The following is a 17,748-nucleotide window of genomic DNA, read 5'->3' as shown; positions in this document are numbered from 1 at the left end:
AGCATCTGAAACAAAGATATGGGCATTGAACATCGCAAACATATTCATCTCATCACTCTCACAAAGCTCGTCCAATTCATCTTCTTCATCCGGCACGGCAATGCCTTCTTGAGTGCAAAATGCTGCTACTGTACGATCGCACACTTCGTCATCAATTTCTGTCGTATCTATTTCAATACCCAGTTTTTGTATAGGATAAAACCGCTCTAATTCCAAATATGGATTTTTCCATTCCATATAATCCATAAATTGATGATCAGCATAATGCCATTCACCTGATTCGTGATACCAACCTAAATGCTTAAATAACCAATGACATACCAAATCCTCATCTTCAGCCGGAGGAGCTTTTGGTAAATCTTCACGGGTTAAGTAAGGGACGGCTGCAAGCAAGGCATTGAATAAAGGAGTATAACGTTGCATATTTTTGCCTATTAAAAGTGAGATGGAGTAATGTGTAATTTCCTATTTGCCAATGGCCTTGAGGAATTATCTGGAAAATATTTTTACCTGAGTTCTGCCAATGCTTTTTCTGCGATTTCGAAATCGGAGAAATGGTGCTTCACGCCTTGTACATCCTGATAGTTTTCATGTCCTTTACCGGCAATCAGGATGATGTCGTTTATGGCGGCACGTTCGACTGCGTAACGGATGGCAGCGGCGCGGTCGGCTTCGACGCATTCGGGCGCGGGCACGGCAGGCAGGATGTCGTTGATGATATCTTGCGGATTTTCCAAACGCGGGTTGTCGCTGGTTACGACGACTTTATCTGCGCCCTGTACGGCTGCTGCGCCCATCAGCGGACGTTTGCCGCGGTCGCGGTTGCCGCCGCAGCCGAATACGCACCACAAAGCCGCACCCTGCGGTTTGATTTCCTGCAAAGTAGCGAGTGCTTTTTCCAATGCGTCAGGTGTGTGGGCGTAATCGACAACGACCAAGGGCTTGCCGCTGTTCATGATGCAGTCCATGCGGCCTGAGGCGGGACGGATTTTTGCCAGAACATCCAATACTTTATCAAGCGGATAGCCGTTTGCACAAAGCAAGGCGATGCAGGCGGCGAGGTTTTGCGCGTTGAACCGTCCGAGCAGGCGCGTGCGGCAGCGGCCTTCGCCCCACGGGGTTTGGAATACGGCTTCCATGCCGTCCGAAGAGGCTGTGAAATGAACAATGCGGATGTCGGCGTGTTCGCTGAAGCCGTAGCTGTAAACGGTCAAATCAGGACAGTCTTTTTTCAGACGACCTGCGAGTTCTGCGCCATATTCGTCATCCACGTTGATGACGGCGTGTTTCAAGCCGTGCCAGTAAAACAGGCGCGACTTGATGGCACCATAGGCTTCCATCGTGCCGTGATAGTCGAGGTGGTCTCGGGTGAGGTTGGTGAAGATTGCGCTGCGGAACGGCACGCCGTTGACGCGCGATTGGTCAAGGCCGTGGCTGGAGACTTCCATCGCGGCGGCTGTCGCGCCTTGTTGACGGAAACGGTAGAGCAGGGTTTGGACATCGACGGGGGCGGGAGTGGTGTGCGTGGTTTCTTCCAATGCGCCCCAAAAGCCGTTGCCGACCGTGCCGATAATGGCGGTTTTTTCGCCCAACAAATCGGCGGCTTGCGCCAGCCATTGTGTGATGGAGGTTTTGCCGTTGGTGCCGGTTACGCCCCAGACTTTGAGGTCGTCTGAAACGTTGCCGTAAACTTGCGCCGCCAACATGCCGGCACGGTGTTTCAAATCTTTGATGCCTTGATTGGGGACTTTCCATTCGGGATTCCACGCAAATTTGCCGTCGTCGTCCCAAAAAACAAAAGCCGCGCCGTTGGCAATGGCGGCGGGGATATAACTGCGGCCGTCCGTATATTCGCCCTGACAGGCAACGAAAATATCACCTTGTTTAATTTGACGGCTGTCTGAATGCAACAAACGCCCTGCTGCGTTTGCACACAGCAGAGGCGGAATGTTGGTTTCAGCTAAAGGGGTTAACTTGCTGAACATAAAATAATCTCGTTGATACTCGGATTAAGACGGTGTTTTAACGGCTGCAACATTGGTCAGAGGCTTGGTGGGGGAAACGCCCAAGATATTCAGGCTGCCGCCCATGACTTGTTTGAAGACCGGACCAGCCACTACGCCGCCGTAGTAACCGTTTGCAGTCGGTTCGTCGATGGTTACCGCCACAATCACACGGGGATTTTTAGCAGGAGCAAAACCGATGAAAGTTGCGACGTGTTTGTTATCAACGTAACGCCCGTTGACCAACTTACGCGCTGTACCGGTTTTCGCGCCGACGTCGAAACCATCTACCGCACCCGCCGTACCCGTACCGCCGGGCTCGGTTACAGAAACCATCAAATCACGAACTTCACGCGCGGTCGAAGCTTTAATGACGCGTTTGCCTTTTGGCGCAACCGCCTGTTTCTCAAAGCTGACCGGCAACAATTCGCCGTCGTGTGTCAACATGGTATAAGCACGCGCCAATTGCAGCAGGCTCAATTGCAAGCCGTAACCGAAAGACATGGTTGCCTGTTCAATCGGCTGCCATCTGCGCCAGCTTCTCAAAAGACCGGCCGTCTCACCGGGGAAACCGGAGTGCATCCGCACGCCCACACCCAAATCATGATAAAAATCATACATTTCTTTAGGCGTGAATTTTGCAGACAGTTTGCTGGTACCGACGTTGGAAGATTTTTGCATAATGCCGCGCACATCCAAAGTAGGATACACATGGGTATCGCGCACGGTAGCGGGACCGATTTTATAAGGCATGGTGTTAAAACGATCAGCCACACTGACTTTGCCGGAATCCAATGCTTTGGCAATCGTAAACGGCTTCATGGCAGAACCTGGCTCAATCATATCGGTAACGGCTCGATTGCGGCGCTGTTCGCTATCGGCGCTGCCCGGTTGATTGGGATCATAGGCAGGGCTGTTGACCAAAGCCAAGATTTCGCCGGTTTGCGCATCCAATACCACAACCGTACCTGCTTTGGCTTTGTGATAAGCCACTGCCTTATTCAGCTCATCATAGGCAAGTGTTTGAATACGTTGATCCAAAGACAAAACCATGTCCTGCCCGTTTTTCGGATCGCTGTTGCGCGGAGAGTCCAAACTATCGACGATATTGCCTTTATTGTCGCGCAAAACCACTTTCGCACCGTCCGCACCATGCAGACTGTCTTCACGCGACAATTCCAAGCCTTCCTGTCCTTTGCCGTCGATATTGGTAAAACCGATAACGTGTGCGAACAAGTTGCCCATCGGATAATGGCGTTTCAGTTCTTTTTGGAATGCCAAGCCTTTAATGCCCAAAGCTTTAATTTCTTCCGCTTTTTCTTGGCTGAGTTGGCGCTTCAGATAAATAAAATCTTTATCTTTTTTCGCCAATTTTTCCTGCAATGCCTCAACAGGCAGATCAACAATAGCCGCCAACTTAGCCATCTGTTCGGCAGTCGGCATTTCTTCCATACCTGAAGGCATGGCATACAAGGATTCAGTCGGTGCACTCAACGCCAAAGTCGCGCCGTTACGATCCGTAATCATGCCGCGCGACGCAGGTAAAGTCAGGGTACGGACAAAACGCTGATCGCCCTGATTTTTCAAAAACTCATGCTGCGTGGTTTGCAAATAGATGCCGCGAGCCAGCAGTCCGACAAACGCAGCCGCAATCAGCCACAACACCAAAGAAATCCGCCCATCACTGGTGATGGGTTTTTTAGCTTTGGCTGTCTTGGGCAGCATGCTCGGTTTATATTCGTTTTTAATCAACATTTTAACATCTCAATTCATAATCACCCGAACCGTGTCTTTATCTAACGGCACCAATTTGCAGTACCGGATAAGCCGGCTATATTATTTTTTTCGTTCCACCATCACGGTATTATCCGCGCCGGGCGGTTTGAGGCGTTGCTTCTCAGCCGCCACCTTAATCAGCTTGTGGTTCGCCAGCCGCGCCTGATCCAATTTCAAGCGTGCATAGTCCTGATCAAGCTTGATTTCCTGCTTTTGCGCTTTATCCAAAGCGATGAAGTGCAAACGCGATTGGTCTTGCACAGTGACCACCGCAAAAGCAGATACCGATACCAAGACCAACAAAAGGATATTTAATTTATTCATTATTTTCAGACGACCTCAATCTGTTTGTTCCGAGGACACCTGCCCCACATAATGCTTATTCTGCAATCTCACCGCCCGTCCGCTCTGCCACGCGTAAAACTGCGCTGCGCGCCCGCGGATTGGAGGCGGTTTCCTCAACACCCGGCTTTATCGCCTTTCCCACCGCCTTTAACGGCGGCAGAGGCAAATCCGCTTCTTTTACTGCCGCCCAGCGCGGCAAAGGAGGATGTTGCGAATATTTTTTGACAAACTGTTTCACGATGCGGTCTTCAAGCGAATGGAACGCGATAACCGCCAAACGCCCGCCTTGTTTCAGACGACCCATCACTTGCGGCAGAACCGCCTCTACCTCTTCGAGCTCGCGGTTAATAAAGATGCGAACTGCCTGGAAGGTGCGCGTCGCAGGGTCTTGCCCCCGCTCACGAGTACGGACGTTTTGCGCCACGAGCTGCGCCAGCTTGCGGGTTGTATCGATCGGACTTTCTGTCCGTTGCGCAACAATGGCGCGCGCAATCTGGCGACTAAACCGCTCTTCACCATAATTCTTGATAACCTCGTGCAAATCCTGTTCTGATGCTGTTGCAATCCATTCTGCAGCGGACATTCCCCGCGTCGGATCCATGCGCATATCCAAAGGTGCATCAAAACGGAAACTGAAACCCCGTGCGCCATCATCTATCTGCGGGGACGAAATCCCCAAATCAAACAACGCACCATCTATTTCTTCAATACCCAGCTTATCCAGGGTCGTCTGAAAACTGGAAAACCCGTCATGGACTACCGTAACGCGTCCATCCTGCTCGGCCAGCTTTTGCGCCGCCTCAATCGCTTGCGGGTCTTTATCAAACACAATCAGACGACCTTGACTGCCCAGACGGGACAAAATCAATCGGGAGTGCCCTCCCCTGCCGAACGTCCCATCCACATAAATACCGTCTTCACGAACCGCCAGAGCATCAACCGCCTCGTTTAACAAAACGGTGATATGTTGATATTCAGCATTACTCACAATTGCAAATCCGTCTGACTTAATTGGAATGCCAACTCTTCAGGATCATCATCCAAAGCCTGAGTCATTTCAGCTTCCCATTGATCACGGCCCCACAATTCCAAACGGTTGGCGCGACCGACCAAGGTAACGTCTTTTTCAAAATCCACCCGTTTGCGCAGATTGGCAGGAATCAGTACGCGGCCGGCGCTATCCCATTCCAGCGTATCCGCATTGTGCAGCAGCAGATTTTGATAACGCTGCAACATCGGATTTCCTGCCGTTTTCAGGTGCAAAAGCTGCTCGGCAACCTTTGCCCATTCAGCCTCCGGATACATCAGCAATTTTTGACGGGAATCCAAAGTAACCACAATCGACGGCGTATAATGGCGCAGCAAAATATCGCGGAACTTGGCAGGAATCGCCAACCGCCCTTTGCTGTCAATACTCAATTCGTGAGCGCCACCAAACACAATTTCGTCCTAATCGGTTTAAATCGGAATTTTTTGGGCAATGCAGACACTTTTACCCACATCGCCCCACTAGCCCACACTATAAAAAATTTTAACGCCTCGGTCAAATCGCCTTACTCTAAAATCCCAGTACATATGCAACAACAAAATCATTAAAAAACAGTATTTTAACCAAACAAACAAACAAGTCGAACCGCCCATTTTACCCGATTTAGTTTTTAAAAACACAATATGTAGTATTACAAATATTATTTAGACACAACATATGGTATAAAAAAATGAAAAAACGCCCCTTTTCCGTTCACGTTATAATAGACAAATAAATTCATAAATTTTACATTATCTAACAGTTATGAAGGCACACCTCCCCCTCCCCTCCCCTGCCGCGCAAGCCTCAAGTTCCAAACTATTCGAAATCATCAAACAGGAAATAAAAGCCCAAAATAACTGGATTCCTTTCTCACGATTTATGGAGCTTGCACTCTACACACCCGAATACGGCTACTACACCGGAGGCAGCCACAAAATCGGCACAGACGGCGATTTCATCACCGCTCCCACCCTCACCCCATTGTTCGGACAAACCCTCGCCCGACAACTTGCCGAACTACTCCCCCAAACCGCCGGCAACATCTACGAATTCGGCGCAGGCACAGGACATCTTGCCGCCACCCTATTGAAAAGCCTTTCAGACGACCTCAAGCATTACTACATCATCGAACTCTCCCCCGAGCTTGCTGAACGCCAACGCCAATTCATCGCCGAACACACCACCCCGCAACTGGCACAAAAAGTCATCCACCTGACCGAACTGCCCGAATCCTTCGACGGCATCATCATCGGCAATGAAGTCCTAGATGCTATGCCCATTGAAATCATCCGCCGCACCCAAAATACCTTTCAACATATCGGCGTCTCCATCAACTCCGACGGACAGCTCGAACAAAGTCTGCAACCCTTAAACCAACCCGACCTCCTCTGTTTAGCCGCCACCTACTTTCCCGAAACCGAACACCCCTACACCAGCGAGCTACACCCCGCCCAATACGCCTTTATTCTCACCCTCGCGCAGAAAATCACACGCGGCGGCATGATATTTATCGACTACGGTTTTGACGCCGCCCAGTATTACCACCCGCAACGCGACGAAGGCACGCTCATCGCCCACTACCGCCACCACACCGTTCACGACCCGTTTTTCCATATCGGTCTGACCGATCTGACCGCACATGTCAACTTTACCGACATTGCCCAAGCAGGCACCGACGGTGGACTAGACCTCATCGGCTACCTGCCCCAATCTCATTTCCTATTCAACCTAGGCATTACCGACCTGTTGGCACAAACCGCCCCACCAGGTACGGCAGACTACCTCCGTGTCAGCACCGCCGTACAAAAACTGACCGACCAACACGAAATGGGCGAACTCTTCAAAGTCATCGCCTTTGGCAAAAACATCGGCATCGACTGGACAGGGTTCCGCTTCAGCGACATCTGCCACAAACTTTGAAATCCCCACCTCAAACCGTCCTCCAAACACACAGGTCGTCTGAAACACCGTTTCAGACGACCTCATCCATGTTTTATTCCATTAAAAAACAAAAACAAAACATAAAGTACAAAATAAAACTTGCCAAAAACTCAAAACAACATATAATAGCGACTTCACGAAACGGCGAATTAGCTCAGTCGGTTAGAGCAGAGGAATCATAATCCTTGTGTCCGGGGTTCGAGTCCCTGATTCGCCACCAAATTTCGGGGGTATAGCTCAGTTGGTAGAGCGCTTGCATGGCATGCAAGAGGTCAGCGGTTCGATCCCGCTTACCTCCACCAGATAAAAAAGACCTTGTTTTAAACAAGGTCTTTTTTATATTTATTGGCTCTATCATGGATTAACAGCAGGACCTACATTCCCAGCAATCAATTTTCTAAGTACCCAATACAAAAAACAGATTGGCCTCACACCCCCCCTCTCTGTTCACAACGTCATCACTTTCCCTTATTTTCAAGAGGCTGCCATGATGCAATTATCTTGGCAGCCTCTTATATCGTAGTATTAACTTGTTCTGTTTTATATGAAGTTATGGACTCATTCTAAAGACATTACTTGACCTTTATAGATACGGATTCAAGGTTTGGCGCAAAATTTCCATATCTGTAACCTTCGTAATGTTTGCCTTACCCAGACGATCCAAACCAATAAAGCGCATGACGCCGCCACTCACTTTTTTATCATGACTCATGTGCTCTATCCATTTTTCAAATTCAAACTTCGGCGGTGCCGATGGTAATTTTGCAGCCTCAAGTAATGCTGCAATACGAAGCGTATCTGCCTCATGAATTTTACCCAGTTTCTCGGATAACCGTCCTGCCAACACGCATCCCGCGGCTACTGCTTCACCATGCAGCCACACGCCATAACCCATTTCTGCTTCAATAGCATGCCCAAAAGTATGCCCCAGATTCAACCATGCACGAATCCCTTGTTCTGTCTCATCTTGAGCCACAATCTCAGCTTTCATTTTGCAACAATGGTACACAGCCTGCGTAAGTTTCTCCTGATCCTGCATCATTAAATCGGTCATGTGCTGCTCTAACCACTCAAAAAACTCAATATCGCCAAGCGCGCCGTATTTAATGACCTCTGACATACCGGCAGATAATTCGCGTTGCGGAAGCGTTTTAAGCGTAGATAAGTCCGCCAGTACAGCCTTAGGTTGATAAAACGCGCCTATCATGTTTTTCCCAAGCGGATGGTTGATTGCTGTCTTACCGCCAACTGAGGAATCGACCTGACTTAACAATGTAGTTGGCACTTGGATAAATGGGGCGCCACGCTGATAAGTTGCCGCCGCAAAACCAACCATATCGCCAATGACCCCTCCTCCCAATGCGATCAAGGTCGTTTTGCGCTCCGCCCTATTTTGCATTAAACCGTCAAAAATAAGATTGAGCGTTTGCCAATTTTTATATTCTTCCCCATCAGGCAGAATAATACTGAAACTGGAAATACCTAATCTATCCAAGGTCGTCTGAAAAGATTCTAGATATAAGGGCGCAATCGTCTCATTCGTAACAATGGCCACCTTATTACTTAAATATGGCTTTAATAAAACATCAGCTTGTTCAATAAGATGATTCCCGATAAAAATAGAATACTGATGGGAGGGAGTTTGGACGGTCAGGGTACGCATTTTGATTCCTTGTTAATCTTTAGTTGCCGGCTCTCATTTAGGGTCGTCTGAAAACCTATATCGTTACTCACCGATAACAAATCTATTATCGATTTAACGCCTCAAACAACCGTTTCACCGTTTTTGCACAGCTGTCGGACTCGATCACAATGTGCGCAGTATTTCGATATAAAGGATCACGGGCATTATAGAGCTCTTGCAACTTAGCAAGCGGGTTCTCTACCTGCAACAAAGGGCGGCTGTTATCATAACGGGTCCGCTCTAACAGAACTTCAGGCGAGGCATGAAGATACACGACCATACCATTTCGTCGCATATTTTGCCTGTTTTCCTCACGTAAAACCGACCCTCCTCCTGTTGATAAAATAATATCCTTCATCGCAGTCAGCTTCTTGAGCATAGCAGTCTCTCGATTGCGAAACCCTTGCTCACCCTCCATCTCAAAGATGATGGGAATAGAGACACCTGATGCCGTACAAATCTCATGATCACTATCATAAAACGGACGATCCAACATTTGGGCAATATACCGCCCCAAAGTGGTTTTCCCTGCACCCATCAAGCCAATTAAGATTAAATTACCGTTGATTTTTTCCATAAAAAGCATTTTATACGATACTCAGCATTATTTGTGCCACCCTTCCAAACTCGTGTCTGCAAACACCATACTCCAATTTTTAATCCGTTGATTCTAATTGTTTTTAATTTCAGACTTCTAAAAGTCTTTGGCTATTATATTTGACGCACAAATCCTGACTATCAGATTGAATAAATAAAAACCGGGCAGATATCCAAAAGACATCTACCCGGTTTTATTGCATCACTTAATAACGCAAATTACTACCCACGCCATCCATAATGCGAGGCGTTATGAAAATCAACAATTCGCGTCGTTCTTCTTTCTTGGCTCGTGATTTAAACAAGTTTCCTACTACAGGAATATCACCAAGCAATGGAACTTTATTGATGGTATCGCTATTGTCCTCTTCATAGATACCACCAACGATCAAAGTGCCACCATCTTCAACCATAGCCTGAGTATTCAAGTTCTTAGTCTGAATACACTTGGTTATCAAAGAATCTACAGTACAGTCGACCGGAGTATCTTTAGTGATCTTAACGGTCATAATAATTTGGCCATCTGGAGTTACATTAGGAGTAACTGTCAGACCCAAAACCGCTTTTTTGAATGAAACCGAAGTTGCACCACTTGAAGAAGCTTCTTGGTAAGGAATTTCGGTACCAGATTCAATCGTAGCTTCTCGACGATCCTGAGTCAGAACACGCGGATTAGAAATGGTTTTGCTCTTACCTGTTGCTTCAGACGCAGAGATTTCCAAACCTAATGCACCAGATGACAAGGCTCGTACTAAAGCGATACTGTTCGTTGCTGCTGTAGCAGGTAAACTTACGTTAGGCTGCAAAGACCACGTTGGATAAGCAGACTCTCCACGGAAAACTGAAGCGTTAGTATTGTGGTTATTCTGAGCACTTGACCAATCATTACCCCAAGAGTTTCTTCCTCTTGCACCAGCAGCACCAAACTTAACGCCCAAATCGCGTGAGAATCCATCTTTTGCTTCTACAATACGCGCTTCAACCATAACTTGGCGTGTAGGAACATCCAACTCATCAATCAATTTACGGAATTTCTCGATGACGTTCCGATTATCTGTAACAATCAAGGTATTCGTTGCGGGGTCAATCAAAGCACTGCCTCGGCCGCTCAACAAGGTATTGCGACCATTGGAATTGCTACTTCCATTATCTTCCAAACGAAGGATTTTGCGGAACTCCTCCACATTTTTATATTTCAATTGGAAGGTTTGCGAATACAAAGGACCAAGCTCTGCAATTTCTTTTTCTGCTTGCAAGAAGGCCTTATCCTTCGCCAACAATTCATCACGTGGAGCAATATTGATGATATTACCTTGACGACGCATATCCAAATTACGGGCTTGCATTACCAAGTCCAATGCCTGATCCCAAGGCACATCCTTGAGGGATAAAGTCATCTTACCATTTACCGTATCGCTAGCCACAATATTGACGCCGGACTCTTTTGCAAGAATCTGCAGAATAGTACGGACTTCAACATCTTGGAAATCTAGAGAAATTTTACGACCATTGAAAGATTTATTTGCATTACCACCATTCAAACCACGTGACTCCGTATCAGCGGCTTTAGGTAAAATCTCAAAAGTAAAATGCCCTGCTGCCGGCTTAGTACGAACTTCCCAGTTTGAACTATTTCGAATGATCAGCTGAGTATCATTACCGATTCGTTTTAAAGTTATATTTTTTACAGGTGTATTGAAATCACCTACATCCAAACTACGTTGTGCTTGTGTTGGTAACGGATAGTTTTTCAATGTAATGATGACACGATCACGCTGTTGTTTAATATCAGGCTGTCCAGTAAAAGCCGGAACGCTTAATTCAACAATACCTGAATTGCGCGAGCCTTTACGGAAGTCGATATTAGCGGAATTAGCGACTTGCTTTGCTTTTTCTGACGGAACAGAATCCTGCATAGAAGGCTTATTATTTGATACAGACATTGCAGAATTTCGGTCAGCTGACTCACTAACAAAAACCCAAACTTCATTACCATGAATTTCAGTATTATATTGGGCAGTTTTATTCAAACCCAACACAATACGGGAACGGTCATTATTTTGTGCCGCCGTAATCTGATTTAATAACGGATCGGCATACTCCAATACTGATTGAGGCAACCGAATAGTAGTGTTAGCAAAATCAAGTGCAATTCTAGCTGGAGCCGAAGTAACAAAACCGCTCGGACTGGTTACATCACGATCAAAACGGATTTTGATAATTTTTTGACTATCAGGAAGAGTAGATACATTAATATCAGTAATATTACCTGCAAAAGCAGTTTGCACAGCCATGGCTACGCCAATACTGGCAAAAAATTTTGTCATGTGCTTAGTTTTCATAAAGTGAGACCCCTTAATTAATTTGGAATTGCGGCAGATTCGCTTCGAGATTCAGCTGTCGAAGCACCACTTGAACCTTCATCTGACTGTGTACTTAACGGCAATTCAGCCTTTCGATATATCCAGTTACCAGAACTGTCTTCTATTAATTCAGTCAAAGTAATTTTATCCTCAGTAATCGTTTGGATTTTACCGTAATTCTGACCGATATAGTTGCCCGGCATAACGGTATAAACATGTCCATTTACATCGATAAAGCCAGATGTCTTATTATTACCACGCAGAATACCGACATAACGCATATTTTCCAAACTAAATGCTTCCAATGTCTCTTTCTGACGATTCAAATTAGGAGCATTATTCCCCTTGGGTGCATTTTCCAAACGTCGATAGTCAAACGCATTCAACCCATTATATGCTGGAGGAGTATATGCAACTGGCGGAGTAATCGTCGGTGCTTGAAATGGAGTAACCTTAACTTTAGCTTCATCTTGCGTCTGTTTTATCCACATATTTAAATCATCATGAGTGGGGGAACATGCTGCTAAAGACAAAACACCTACGAGTAAGATAGTATTTTTCATGATTTCCCTAATAACTTTTATTTATTGTCAACTTCAGCACCATTCTGCGCATCACTTCCGTTAGCCTGTGCCTCCTTCTGTTTGGCTGCAAGCTCGGCAGCAACTTCTTCTGCAGGACGAGCCTTATAAGTTGTTGCAGTGGCACTCAGTGTCAAAATATCACTTTTGCCCTCTTTACCACTTTTTCCGTCTGCTGCTTGGGAGAGCTTCAGAGATTCCAAAGTAATGATTCGCGATAAACCTCCGACATCACGAGCAAACTGGCTAATCTGATTATGCTTACCCGTAATGGAAATTTCATAGGGTAACTTTTGAATTGGACCATCATTAACCGGAGCTTGAGGCACAACACTATCCAACCGCAAACCATTAGCGGATCCAGCCTGATGCAATTCTTGGATTAAATTAGGAATTTCGGCATCTGTCGGCAGTTGTTTCAACAAAACATCAAAAGCTGAACGGATAGACGCCAACTCCTCCTGAAGATTATGCAAATTAACAGCCTCAATACTTTTTTTCGTATATGTTTCCTTTAGTTCGGCTTCTTTAGCTTCCTGCGTAGAAAGTGTTTCGAGTTGCTCTTTGAAAATACCAACATATCCTATTGCCAAGACCCCCGCTATTGCCAACCCTGCGATAAATAACTTAGCAGGCATATTTAACAAATAGAGGTTTTGGATATCAATATTTTTTGCTTTACTTACAGACATTTATTTTACCTCTTGCTTCTGTTCGCCAGTTTCAGTCGTGTTCGCGGCTGGATTTTGTACGGGTACTGATGGATGACCTGAATTATTCAACAAAACCTTCAGAGTAAATTCTTGATAATTATCAATTTTCTTAATACTCAAAAGTTCTGGCTGAGCAAAAACCCCGGTACTTGGTAAAGAACGCATAAACATTGCGATCTTATTATCACTACTTGCTCGACCCGTAATTTTGTAAGATGTCGAACTTTCTGCTTCCAACGCTGTCAGATAAGAGTTATCGGGAGTAACTACATTTAAGCTGTCGATGATATAGGCAGCCTGTGAACGTTTTTCCTGTAACTCTTCTACTTTTTGTTTTTTTGATAGGAAATTTTCTTTTTCTTGCTGCAGTTTTAGAATTTCTCCCAAAGCTTTATCCAGCTTTTCAATTTCCTTCCCTAGAAGGGCATTACGGTCTTCCTGTCTGCTGATTGCATTATTAATTGTCAAATATGTCAACACAAGCAGACCTGCACCTATCAATAACGCCGAAAGCATTAATACTTTAAATTGTTGCTTTTTGCGCTGTTTGATTTCTTCCCTATAAGGAAGAAGGTTAATTTTAACAAATTCGATCATATTACAATCCCCTTAATGCTAATCCGAATGCTAATGTTAAAGACGGTGCATCAATTTGCAGCTGCGGCAAATCAATTTTATTGTTTCGTTCAGCATATAAAACCGGGTGAATACACTGTGTCGCAGTATTGGTTTGAGAAAAAATACTTTCCGCCAATCCGGCCTGTTGCGATGCAAACCCAGTTAATAAAATATGTTTAATGTTTGAGAAGGTCTCTGTCGTCTGCGTAGTGTAGTAAAACTGCAATACACGTTGGATTTCTTGCGCTACCTGAACGTTAAAGCTATCTGCGACTTGGGTTTGATAATCAGATGGTTTGCTGGATGAAGCTATCATCTGCGCCGCTTTTTCTTCTGTCACTTGATAAGTACGCTGAATCAGTTGATTCAACTGTTCCGTACTGACAGGAGTCTCTTGTTTATACAAAATCTGTCCGTTTTGCATCACCAATGCGTACATTTGGGTAGCATGAATGCCAAATACGGCAACTTTTTCATTAGTCAATTCAGGTGCATGATTATTAATCCAAAAAGCATAGGCATTTCTCTGAGCCAAAAGATCCAAATCTAAGGCAGACAGATCAAGTCCTGCATTTTCAAACATTTCAATAACAGGCTCAATATCGTCTTTTCTAGCTGCTACGGTTGTAATCTGCTGCCCCGCCGGGGAAACGGATACGCCGGTCACCTGATAGTCATAACTCATCTCATCAATAGGACCGATTGCTGAAATTTCAGATTCAGCAAACTCGTCCAAATCAAGTTCGGTATCGCGAGGGTTGTAAGTTATGTTCTCTATTGTTGCCAAGCTTTGTGGTATAGCTGCAACAAAGTTCTTACAAGAACTGCGCAATTGCGTATAAGTATGTTGCAAATAGGTGACAAGTTGGTCGTAATCTTGGATTTTGTTACCTTTTACAATATTTTTAGGTAATTTGGTAATAACGTATTTTTCTAGCTGAATTTGGTTTAAACTACGGCCTGTCAGCTGAACCATCTTAATGGCATGCTGGCTGATGTCGATGCCGATAGCGGCTCGGTTGCTTAACCCTCCGGAAGCTTTACTTGCCTTGCTGGTTTTGCTTTTAGGGCTTTTTGATAAGCTAATCATATAATTTCCCTGTATTGTTAGGAGTGAGTAACTGTTTCGATATCCGTAAAGGATTTCTTTTTCTTTGCACAGTAAATACTGTGTTTCACAGAAATCGGTTTCTATTTTACTTTATTTAATGCCAGTGATGGCAAAAATTATTACTTAGTCATGATTAAAAAGATTATAACGACCTGTCTTGGTTTGATATTAGGATTGGCACTCTTCGGTGTCGGCTTGCTCGCTATTGCGATTCTGGTCACATACCCCAAGTTGCCTGCTCTTGATTCTTTACAACACTACCAACCCAAAATGCCCCTCACAGTATATTCTGCCGACGGTCAGATTATTGGGGTTTACGGTGAACAGCGCCGGGAGTTTACAAAAATTGGAGATTTTCCAAAGGTTTTGAAAGACGCTGTTATTGCCGCAGAAGATAAACGTTTCTATGAGCACTGGGGCGTAGACGTAGTAGGCATTGCCCGTGCCGCTATCGGCAACGTAGTCGCAGGCGGTTTGCAATCAGGTGCCAGTACCATTACTCAACAGGTAGCAAAGAACTTCTACTTGAGTAACGAGCGTACATTTACCCGCAAATTCAATGAAGCCCTATTGGCCTATAAAATCGAACAGACGCTTAGTAAGGATCAGATTTTAGAACTGTATTTCAACCAAATCTATTTGGGTCAACGGGCGTACGGTTTTGCCTCTGCCGCTCAAATCTATTTCAACAAAAACGTGAAAGATTTGACTTTGGCTGAAGCATCCATGCTGGCAGGCCTACCTAAAGCGCCTTCAGCGTATAACCCCATCGTTAACCCCGAGCGCGCTAAACAGCGCCAAGCCTACATCCTGCGAAACATGCAGGAAGAAAATATGATTACTGCACAACAACGCGATCAAGCTTTGAAAGAAGAGCTGCATTATGAACGTTTTGTGCAAAACATCGACCAAAACGCTTTGTATGTTGCTGAAATGGCACGCCAAGAGTTGTATGAAAAATATGGCGAGGACGCATACACCCAAGGCTTTAAGGTCTACACAACCGTCAATACTGCCAACCAACGTGTTGCTACTGAAGCCCTTAGAAAAGCGTTGCGTAATTTCGACAGAGGCAGCAGTTATCGCGGCGCAGAGAACTACATCGACCTCAGCAAAACTGATGACGTAGAAGAAACGATCAGCCAATATCTTTCTACTTTATATACGGTTGACAAAATGGTTCCGGCCGTTGTCTTGGAGGCCTCTAAAAAAGGAGTTCTGATTCAACTACCTAGCGGAAAAAGATTCAATCTGAACAGCTACGCGCTCGGCTTTGCAGCCCGTGCAGTCAACAACGAAAAAATGGGCGACGACCGTATTCGTCGCGGTTCCGTTATCCGTGTCAAAGGCGGCGGCAACAATTGGTCTGTCGTTCAAGAACCCCTATTGCAAGGTGCTCTGGTTTCATTAGACGCGAAAACAGGTGCCGTGCGTGCATTGGTCGGCGGTTATGACTTCCACAGCAAAACATTTAACCGTGCCACCCAAGCCATGCGCCAACCAGGTTCTACCTTTAAGCCTTTCGTATACTCTGCGGCACTCGCCAAAGGCATGACAGCATCCACCATGATTAATGACGCACCACTCTCCCTGCCGGGTAAAGGTGCCAATGGTTCTGCTTGGAATCCTAAAAACTCAGACGTCCGTTATGCAGGCTATATCACCCTGCGCCAAGCATTGACCGCCTCTAAAAACATGGTTTCCATCCGAATCTTGATGTCCATCGGTATCGGATACGCGCAACAATACATCCAACGTTTCGGCTTCAAACCGTCCGAAATCCCTGCCAGCCTGTCTATGGCGCTTGGTACCGGTGAAACAACACCATTGCGTGTCGCTGAAGCATATAGCGTCTTTGCCAATGGCGGTTACAAAATTTCCGCATACGTCATCGACAAGATTTATGACAGCGAAGGTCGTCTGAAAGCACAAATGCAACCTCTTGTTGCAGGCGAAAACGCTCCTCAAGCCATCGACCCGCGTAACGCATACATCATGTACAAAATCATGCAGGACGTTGTCCGTGTCGGTACTGCAAGAGGCGCCTCCGCACTTGGCCGTTCCGATATCGCCGGTAAAACCGGTACGACGAACGACAATAAAGATGCATGGTTCGTCGGCTTCAACCCAAGTATTGTCACTGCCGTATACATCGGCTTCGACAAACCGCGCAGCATGGGCCGTGCAGGTTACGGCGGCACGATTGCCGTTCCAGTCTGGGTCGATTACATGCGCTTCGCACTCAAAGGCGTAGAAAACAAAGGCATGAAAGCACCGGCAGGTATCGTGAACAGCGGCGGCGAATACTATATGAAAGAACGTATGACCACCAGCTCCGATATCACTCTGGACAATAGCGGTACCGTTCCACGCCCTGCACAACAACCTTCCCGACAACAACGCCCGGCCAATGCCAACACTGCTACAACGCCTGATAGCGATCGGGATGGCGGAGACCGCGGTCGCGGTGATTTGCAAGAAACGCCGGTACAGCCAAGCAATGTTAACAATCGACAATTAGACTCGCTGTTCTAATTACACCGGTCAAAAGGTCGTCTGAAACCCGAATCAGGAATTTCAGACGACCTTTTTATATATGGCAGCACAATCTCAATTCATTGCCATGTGAACAAGATAGAAAAATTCACTTTAAACCGATACAGCATTGCCTTATCCGAGCCTCAAGCGGAGAGTTTCCCCAAATGCTAAAAAAACCAGTTTCATGTCATCTGCACTGCTCATCAAACTTATCCCCTACCCCTTGATTTCAAATTACCTCACCACACTAGATTCCGCCCCTTCCACTCACTCCATCAATCAAACAAATTGTATAGTGAACTAACTTTAAACCATTACGGCGTTGCCTCGCCTTAGCTCAAAGAGAACGATTCTCTAAGGTGCTGAAGCACCAAGTGAATCGGTTCCGTACTATCCGTACTGTCTGCGGCTTCGTCGCCTTGTCCTGATTTAAAGTTAATCCACTATA

The 17,748-nt window shown here is 45.9% G+C and carries 15 protein-coding genes and 2 tRNA genes; 4 read left to right on the top strand and 13 right to left on the bottom strand.

Going from position 1 to position 17,748, the window contains the following annotated elements:
• The 6 genes from HMPREF1051_RS06210 to mraZ form a co-directional block, all read right to left on the bottom strand.
• Window positions 1-423 (bottom strand): hypothetical protein (locus HMPREF1051_RS06210; RefSeq protein ID WP_036492224.1); only part of this gene is annotated, 423 nt, incomplete at its 3' end.
• An 83-nt stretch (window positions 424-506) separates the two neighbouring features.
• Complete coding sequence (locus HMPREF1051_RS06205; protein WP_003765889.1) at window positions 507-1,985, bottom strand: UDP-N-acetylmuramoyl-L-alanyl-D-glutamate--2,6-diaminopimelate ligase; 1,479 nt, start codon at window positions 1,983-1,985, stop codon at window positions 507-509.
• Window positions 1,986-2,009: 24 nt separating this feature from the next.
• A complete protein-coding gene (locus HMPREF1051_RS06200) occupies window positions 2,010-3,758 on the bottom strand; it encodes a peptidoglycan D,D-transpeptidase FtsI family protein (RefSeq protein WP_003765894.1) in 1,749 nt (582 codons plus the stop codon).
• Window positions 3,759-3,839: 81 nt separating this feature from the next.
• A complete protein-coding gene (gene ftsL / locus HMPREF1051_RS06195) occupies window positions 3,840-4,103 on the bottom strand; it encodes a cell division protein FtsL (protein ID WP_003761340.1) in 264 nt (87 codons plus the stop codon).
• A gap of 55 nt (window positions 4,104-4,158) precedes the next feature.
• On the bottom strand, window positions 4,159-5,112 hold the full coding sequence (gene rsmH, locus HMPREF1051_RS06190; RefSeq protein ID WP_003765904.1) for a 16S rRNA (cytosine(1402)-N(4))-methyltransferase RsmH: 954 nt from the start codon (window positions 5,110-5,112) through the stop codon (window positions 4,159-4,161).
• Window positions 5,109-5,564, bottom strand: coding sequence for a division/cell wall cluster transcriptional repressor MraZ (mraZ, locus tag HMPREF1051_RS06185; protein WP_003761336.1), 456 nt, complete (start codon window positions 5,562-5,564; stop codon window positions 5,109-5,111). The genes rsmH and mraZ overlap by 4 nt, the downstream gene beginning before the upstream one ends.
• A gap of 352 nt (window positions 5,565-5,916) precedes the next feature.
• On the opposite strand from mraZ, the gene HMPREF1051_RS06180 reads away from it, so the two are divergent.
• From HMPREF1051_RS06180 to HMPREF1051_RS06170, 3 genes are all read left to right on the top strand, one after another.
• Window positions 5,917-7,074, top strand: a complete 1,158-nt coding sequence (locus HMPREF1051_RS06180; protein WP_003765891.1) for a class I SAM-dependent methyltransferase — start codon at window positions 5,917-5,919, stop codon at window positions 7,072-7,074.
• A gap of 164 nt (window positions 7,075-7,238) precedes the next feature.
• A tRNA-Met gene (locus HMPREF1051_RS06175) sits at window positions 7,239-7,315 on the top strand.
• Between the two features lie 6 nt (window positions 7,316-7,321).
• A tRNA-Ala gene (locus HMPREF1051_RS06170) sits at window positions 7,322-7,397 on the top strand.
• A gap of 281 nt (window positions 7,398-7,678) precedes the next feature.
• Here HMPREF1051_RS06170 and aroB read toward each other — a convergent pair.
• The 7 genes from aroB to pilM form a co-directional block, all read right to left on the bottom strand.
• Window positions 7,679-8,758 (bottom strand): 3-dehydroquinate synthase, encoded by a 1,080-nt coding sequence (gene aroB, locus HMPREF1051_RS06165; protein WP_003765885.1) that lies wholly within the window; start codon window positions 8,756-8,758, stop codon window positions 7,679-7,681.
• A gap of 85 nt (window positions 8,759-8,843) precedes the next feature.
• Window positions 8,844-9,356, bottom strand: a complete 513-nt coding sequence (locus HMPREF1051_RS06160) for a shikimate kinase (protein ID WP_003765896.1) — start codon at window positions 9,354-9,356, stop codon at window positions 8,844-8,846.
• Window positions 9,357-9,582: 226 nt separating this feature from the next.
• Window positions 9,583-11,718, bottom strand: coding sequence for a type IV pilus secretin PilQ (gene pilQ, locus HMPREF1051_RS06155; protein ID WP_036492220.1), 2,136 nt, complete (start codon window positions 11,716-11,718; stop codon window positions 9,583-9,585).
• Between the two features lie 17 nt (window positions 11,719-11,735).
• Window positions 11,736-12,302 carry a pilus assembly protein PilP gene (locus tag HMPREF1051_RS06150; RefSeq protein WP_003765902.1) on the bottom strand — a complete coding sequence of 189 codons (567 nt, stop codon included), beginning with the start codon at window positions 12,300-12,302 and terminating at the stop codon, window positions 11,736-11,738.
• A 17-nt stretch (window positions 12,303-12,319) separates the two neighbouring features.
• Window positions 12,320-13,012, bottom strand: a complete 693-nt coding sequence (locus tag HMPREF1051_RS06145; RefSeq protein WP_003765893.1) for a type 4a pilus biogenesis protein PilO — start codon at window positions 13,010-13,012, stop codon at window positions 12,320-12,322.
• A complete protein-coding gene (locus HMPREF1051_RS06140; protein ID WP_003759517.1) occupies window positions 13,013-13,630 on the bottom strand; it encodes a PilN domain-containing protein in 618 nt (205 codons plus the stop codon).
• A 1-nt stretch (window position 13,631) separates the two neighbouring features.
• The gene (gene pilM, locus HMPREF1051_RS06135; RefSeq protein WP_003765887.1) at window positions 13,632-14,741 is read right to left on the bottom strand and encodes a type IV pilus assembly protein PilM; all 1,110 of its coding nucleotides are present in this window, start codon (window positions 14,739-14,741) and stop codon (window positions 13,632-13,634) included.
• Between the two features lie 150 nt (window positions 14,742-14,891).
• On the opposite strand from pilM, the gene HMPREF1051_RS06130 reads away from it, so the two are divergent.
• Window positions 14,892-17,297: a penicillin-binding protein 1A gene (locus HMPREF1051_RS06130; RefSeq protein ID WP_003765899.1), complete on the top strand. Its 2,406-nt coding sequence runs from the start codon at window positions 14,892-14,894 to the stop codon at window positions 17,295-17,297.
• Window positions 17,298-17,748: the final 451 nt, after the last annotated feature.

The sequence above is a fragment of the Neisseria sicca VK64 genome, assembly GCF_000260655.1.
GTDB lineage: Bacteria > Pseudomonadota > Gammaproteobacteria > Burkholderiales > Neisseriaceae > Neisseria > Neisseria sicca_B.
Note: the sequence above shows the minus strand (reverse complement) of the source record. Positions and strands in the feature narration are given on the sequence as shown.

Bases quoted from the DNA above. Each gene is read 5' to 3' on its own strand.
- HMPREF1051_RS06130 (WP_003765899.1), top strand. From the start codon at position 14,892: ATGATTAAAAAGATTATAACGACCTGTCTTGGTTTGATATTAGGATTG.
- pilQ (WP_036492220.1), bottom strand. From the start codon at position 11,718: ATGAAAACTAAGCACATGACAAAATTTTTTGCCAGTATTGGCGTAGCC.
- HMPREF1051_RS06140 (WP_003759517.1), bottom strand. From the start codon at position 13,630: ATGATCGAATTTGTTAAAATTAACCTTCTTCCTTATAGGGAAGAAATC.
- HMPREF1051_RS06160 (WP_003765896.1), bottom strand. From the start codon at position 9,356: ATGGAAAAAATCAACGGTAATTTAATCTTAATTGGCTTGATGGGTGCA.
- ftsL (WP_003761340.1), bottom strand. From the start codon at position 4,103: ATGAATAAATTAAATATCCTTTTGTTGGTCTTGGTATCGGTATCTGCT.
- HMPREF1051_RS06205 (WP_003765889.1), bottom strand. From the start codon at position 1,985: ATGTTCAGCAAGTTAACCCCTTTAGCTGAAACCAACATTCCGCCTCTG.
- HMPREF1051_RS06145 (WP_003765893.1), bottom strand. From the start codon at position 13,012: ATGTCTGTAAGTAAAGCAAAAAATATTGATATCCAAAACCTCTATTTG.
- HMPREF1051_RS06200 (WP_003765894.1), bottom strand. From the start codon at position 3,758: ATGTTGATTAAAAACGAATATAAACCGAGCATGCTGCCCAAGACAGCC.
- HMPREF1051_RS06180 (WP_003765891.1), top strand. From the start codon at position 5,917: ATGAAGGCACACCTCCCCCTCCCCTCCCCTGCCGCGCAAGCCTCAAGT.
- HMPREF1051_RS06150 (WP_003765902.1), bottom strand. From the start codon at position 12,302: ATGAAAAATACTATCTTACTCGTAGGTGTTTTGTCTTTAGCAGCATGT.
- aroB (WP_003765885.1), bottom strand. From the start codon at position 8,758: ATGCGTACCCTGACCGTCCAAACTCCCTCCCATCAGTATTCTATTTTT.
- pilM (WP_003765887.1), bottom strand. From the start codon at position 14,741: ATGATTAGCTTATCAAAAAGCCCTAAAAGCAAAACCAGCAAGGCAAGT.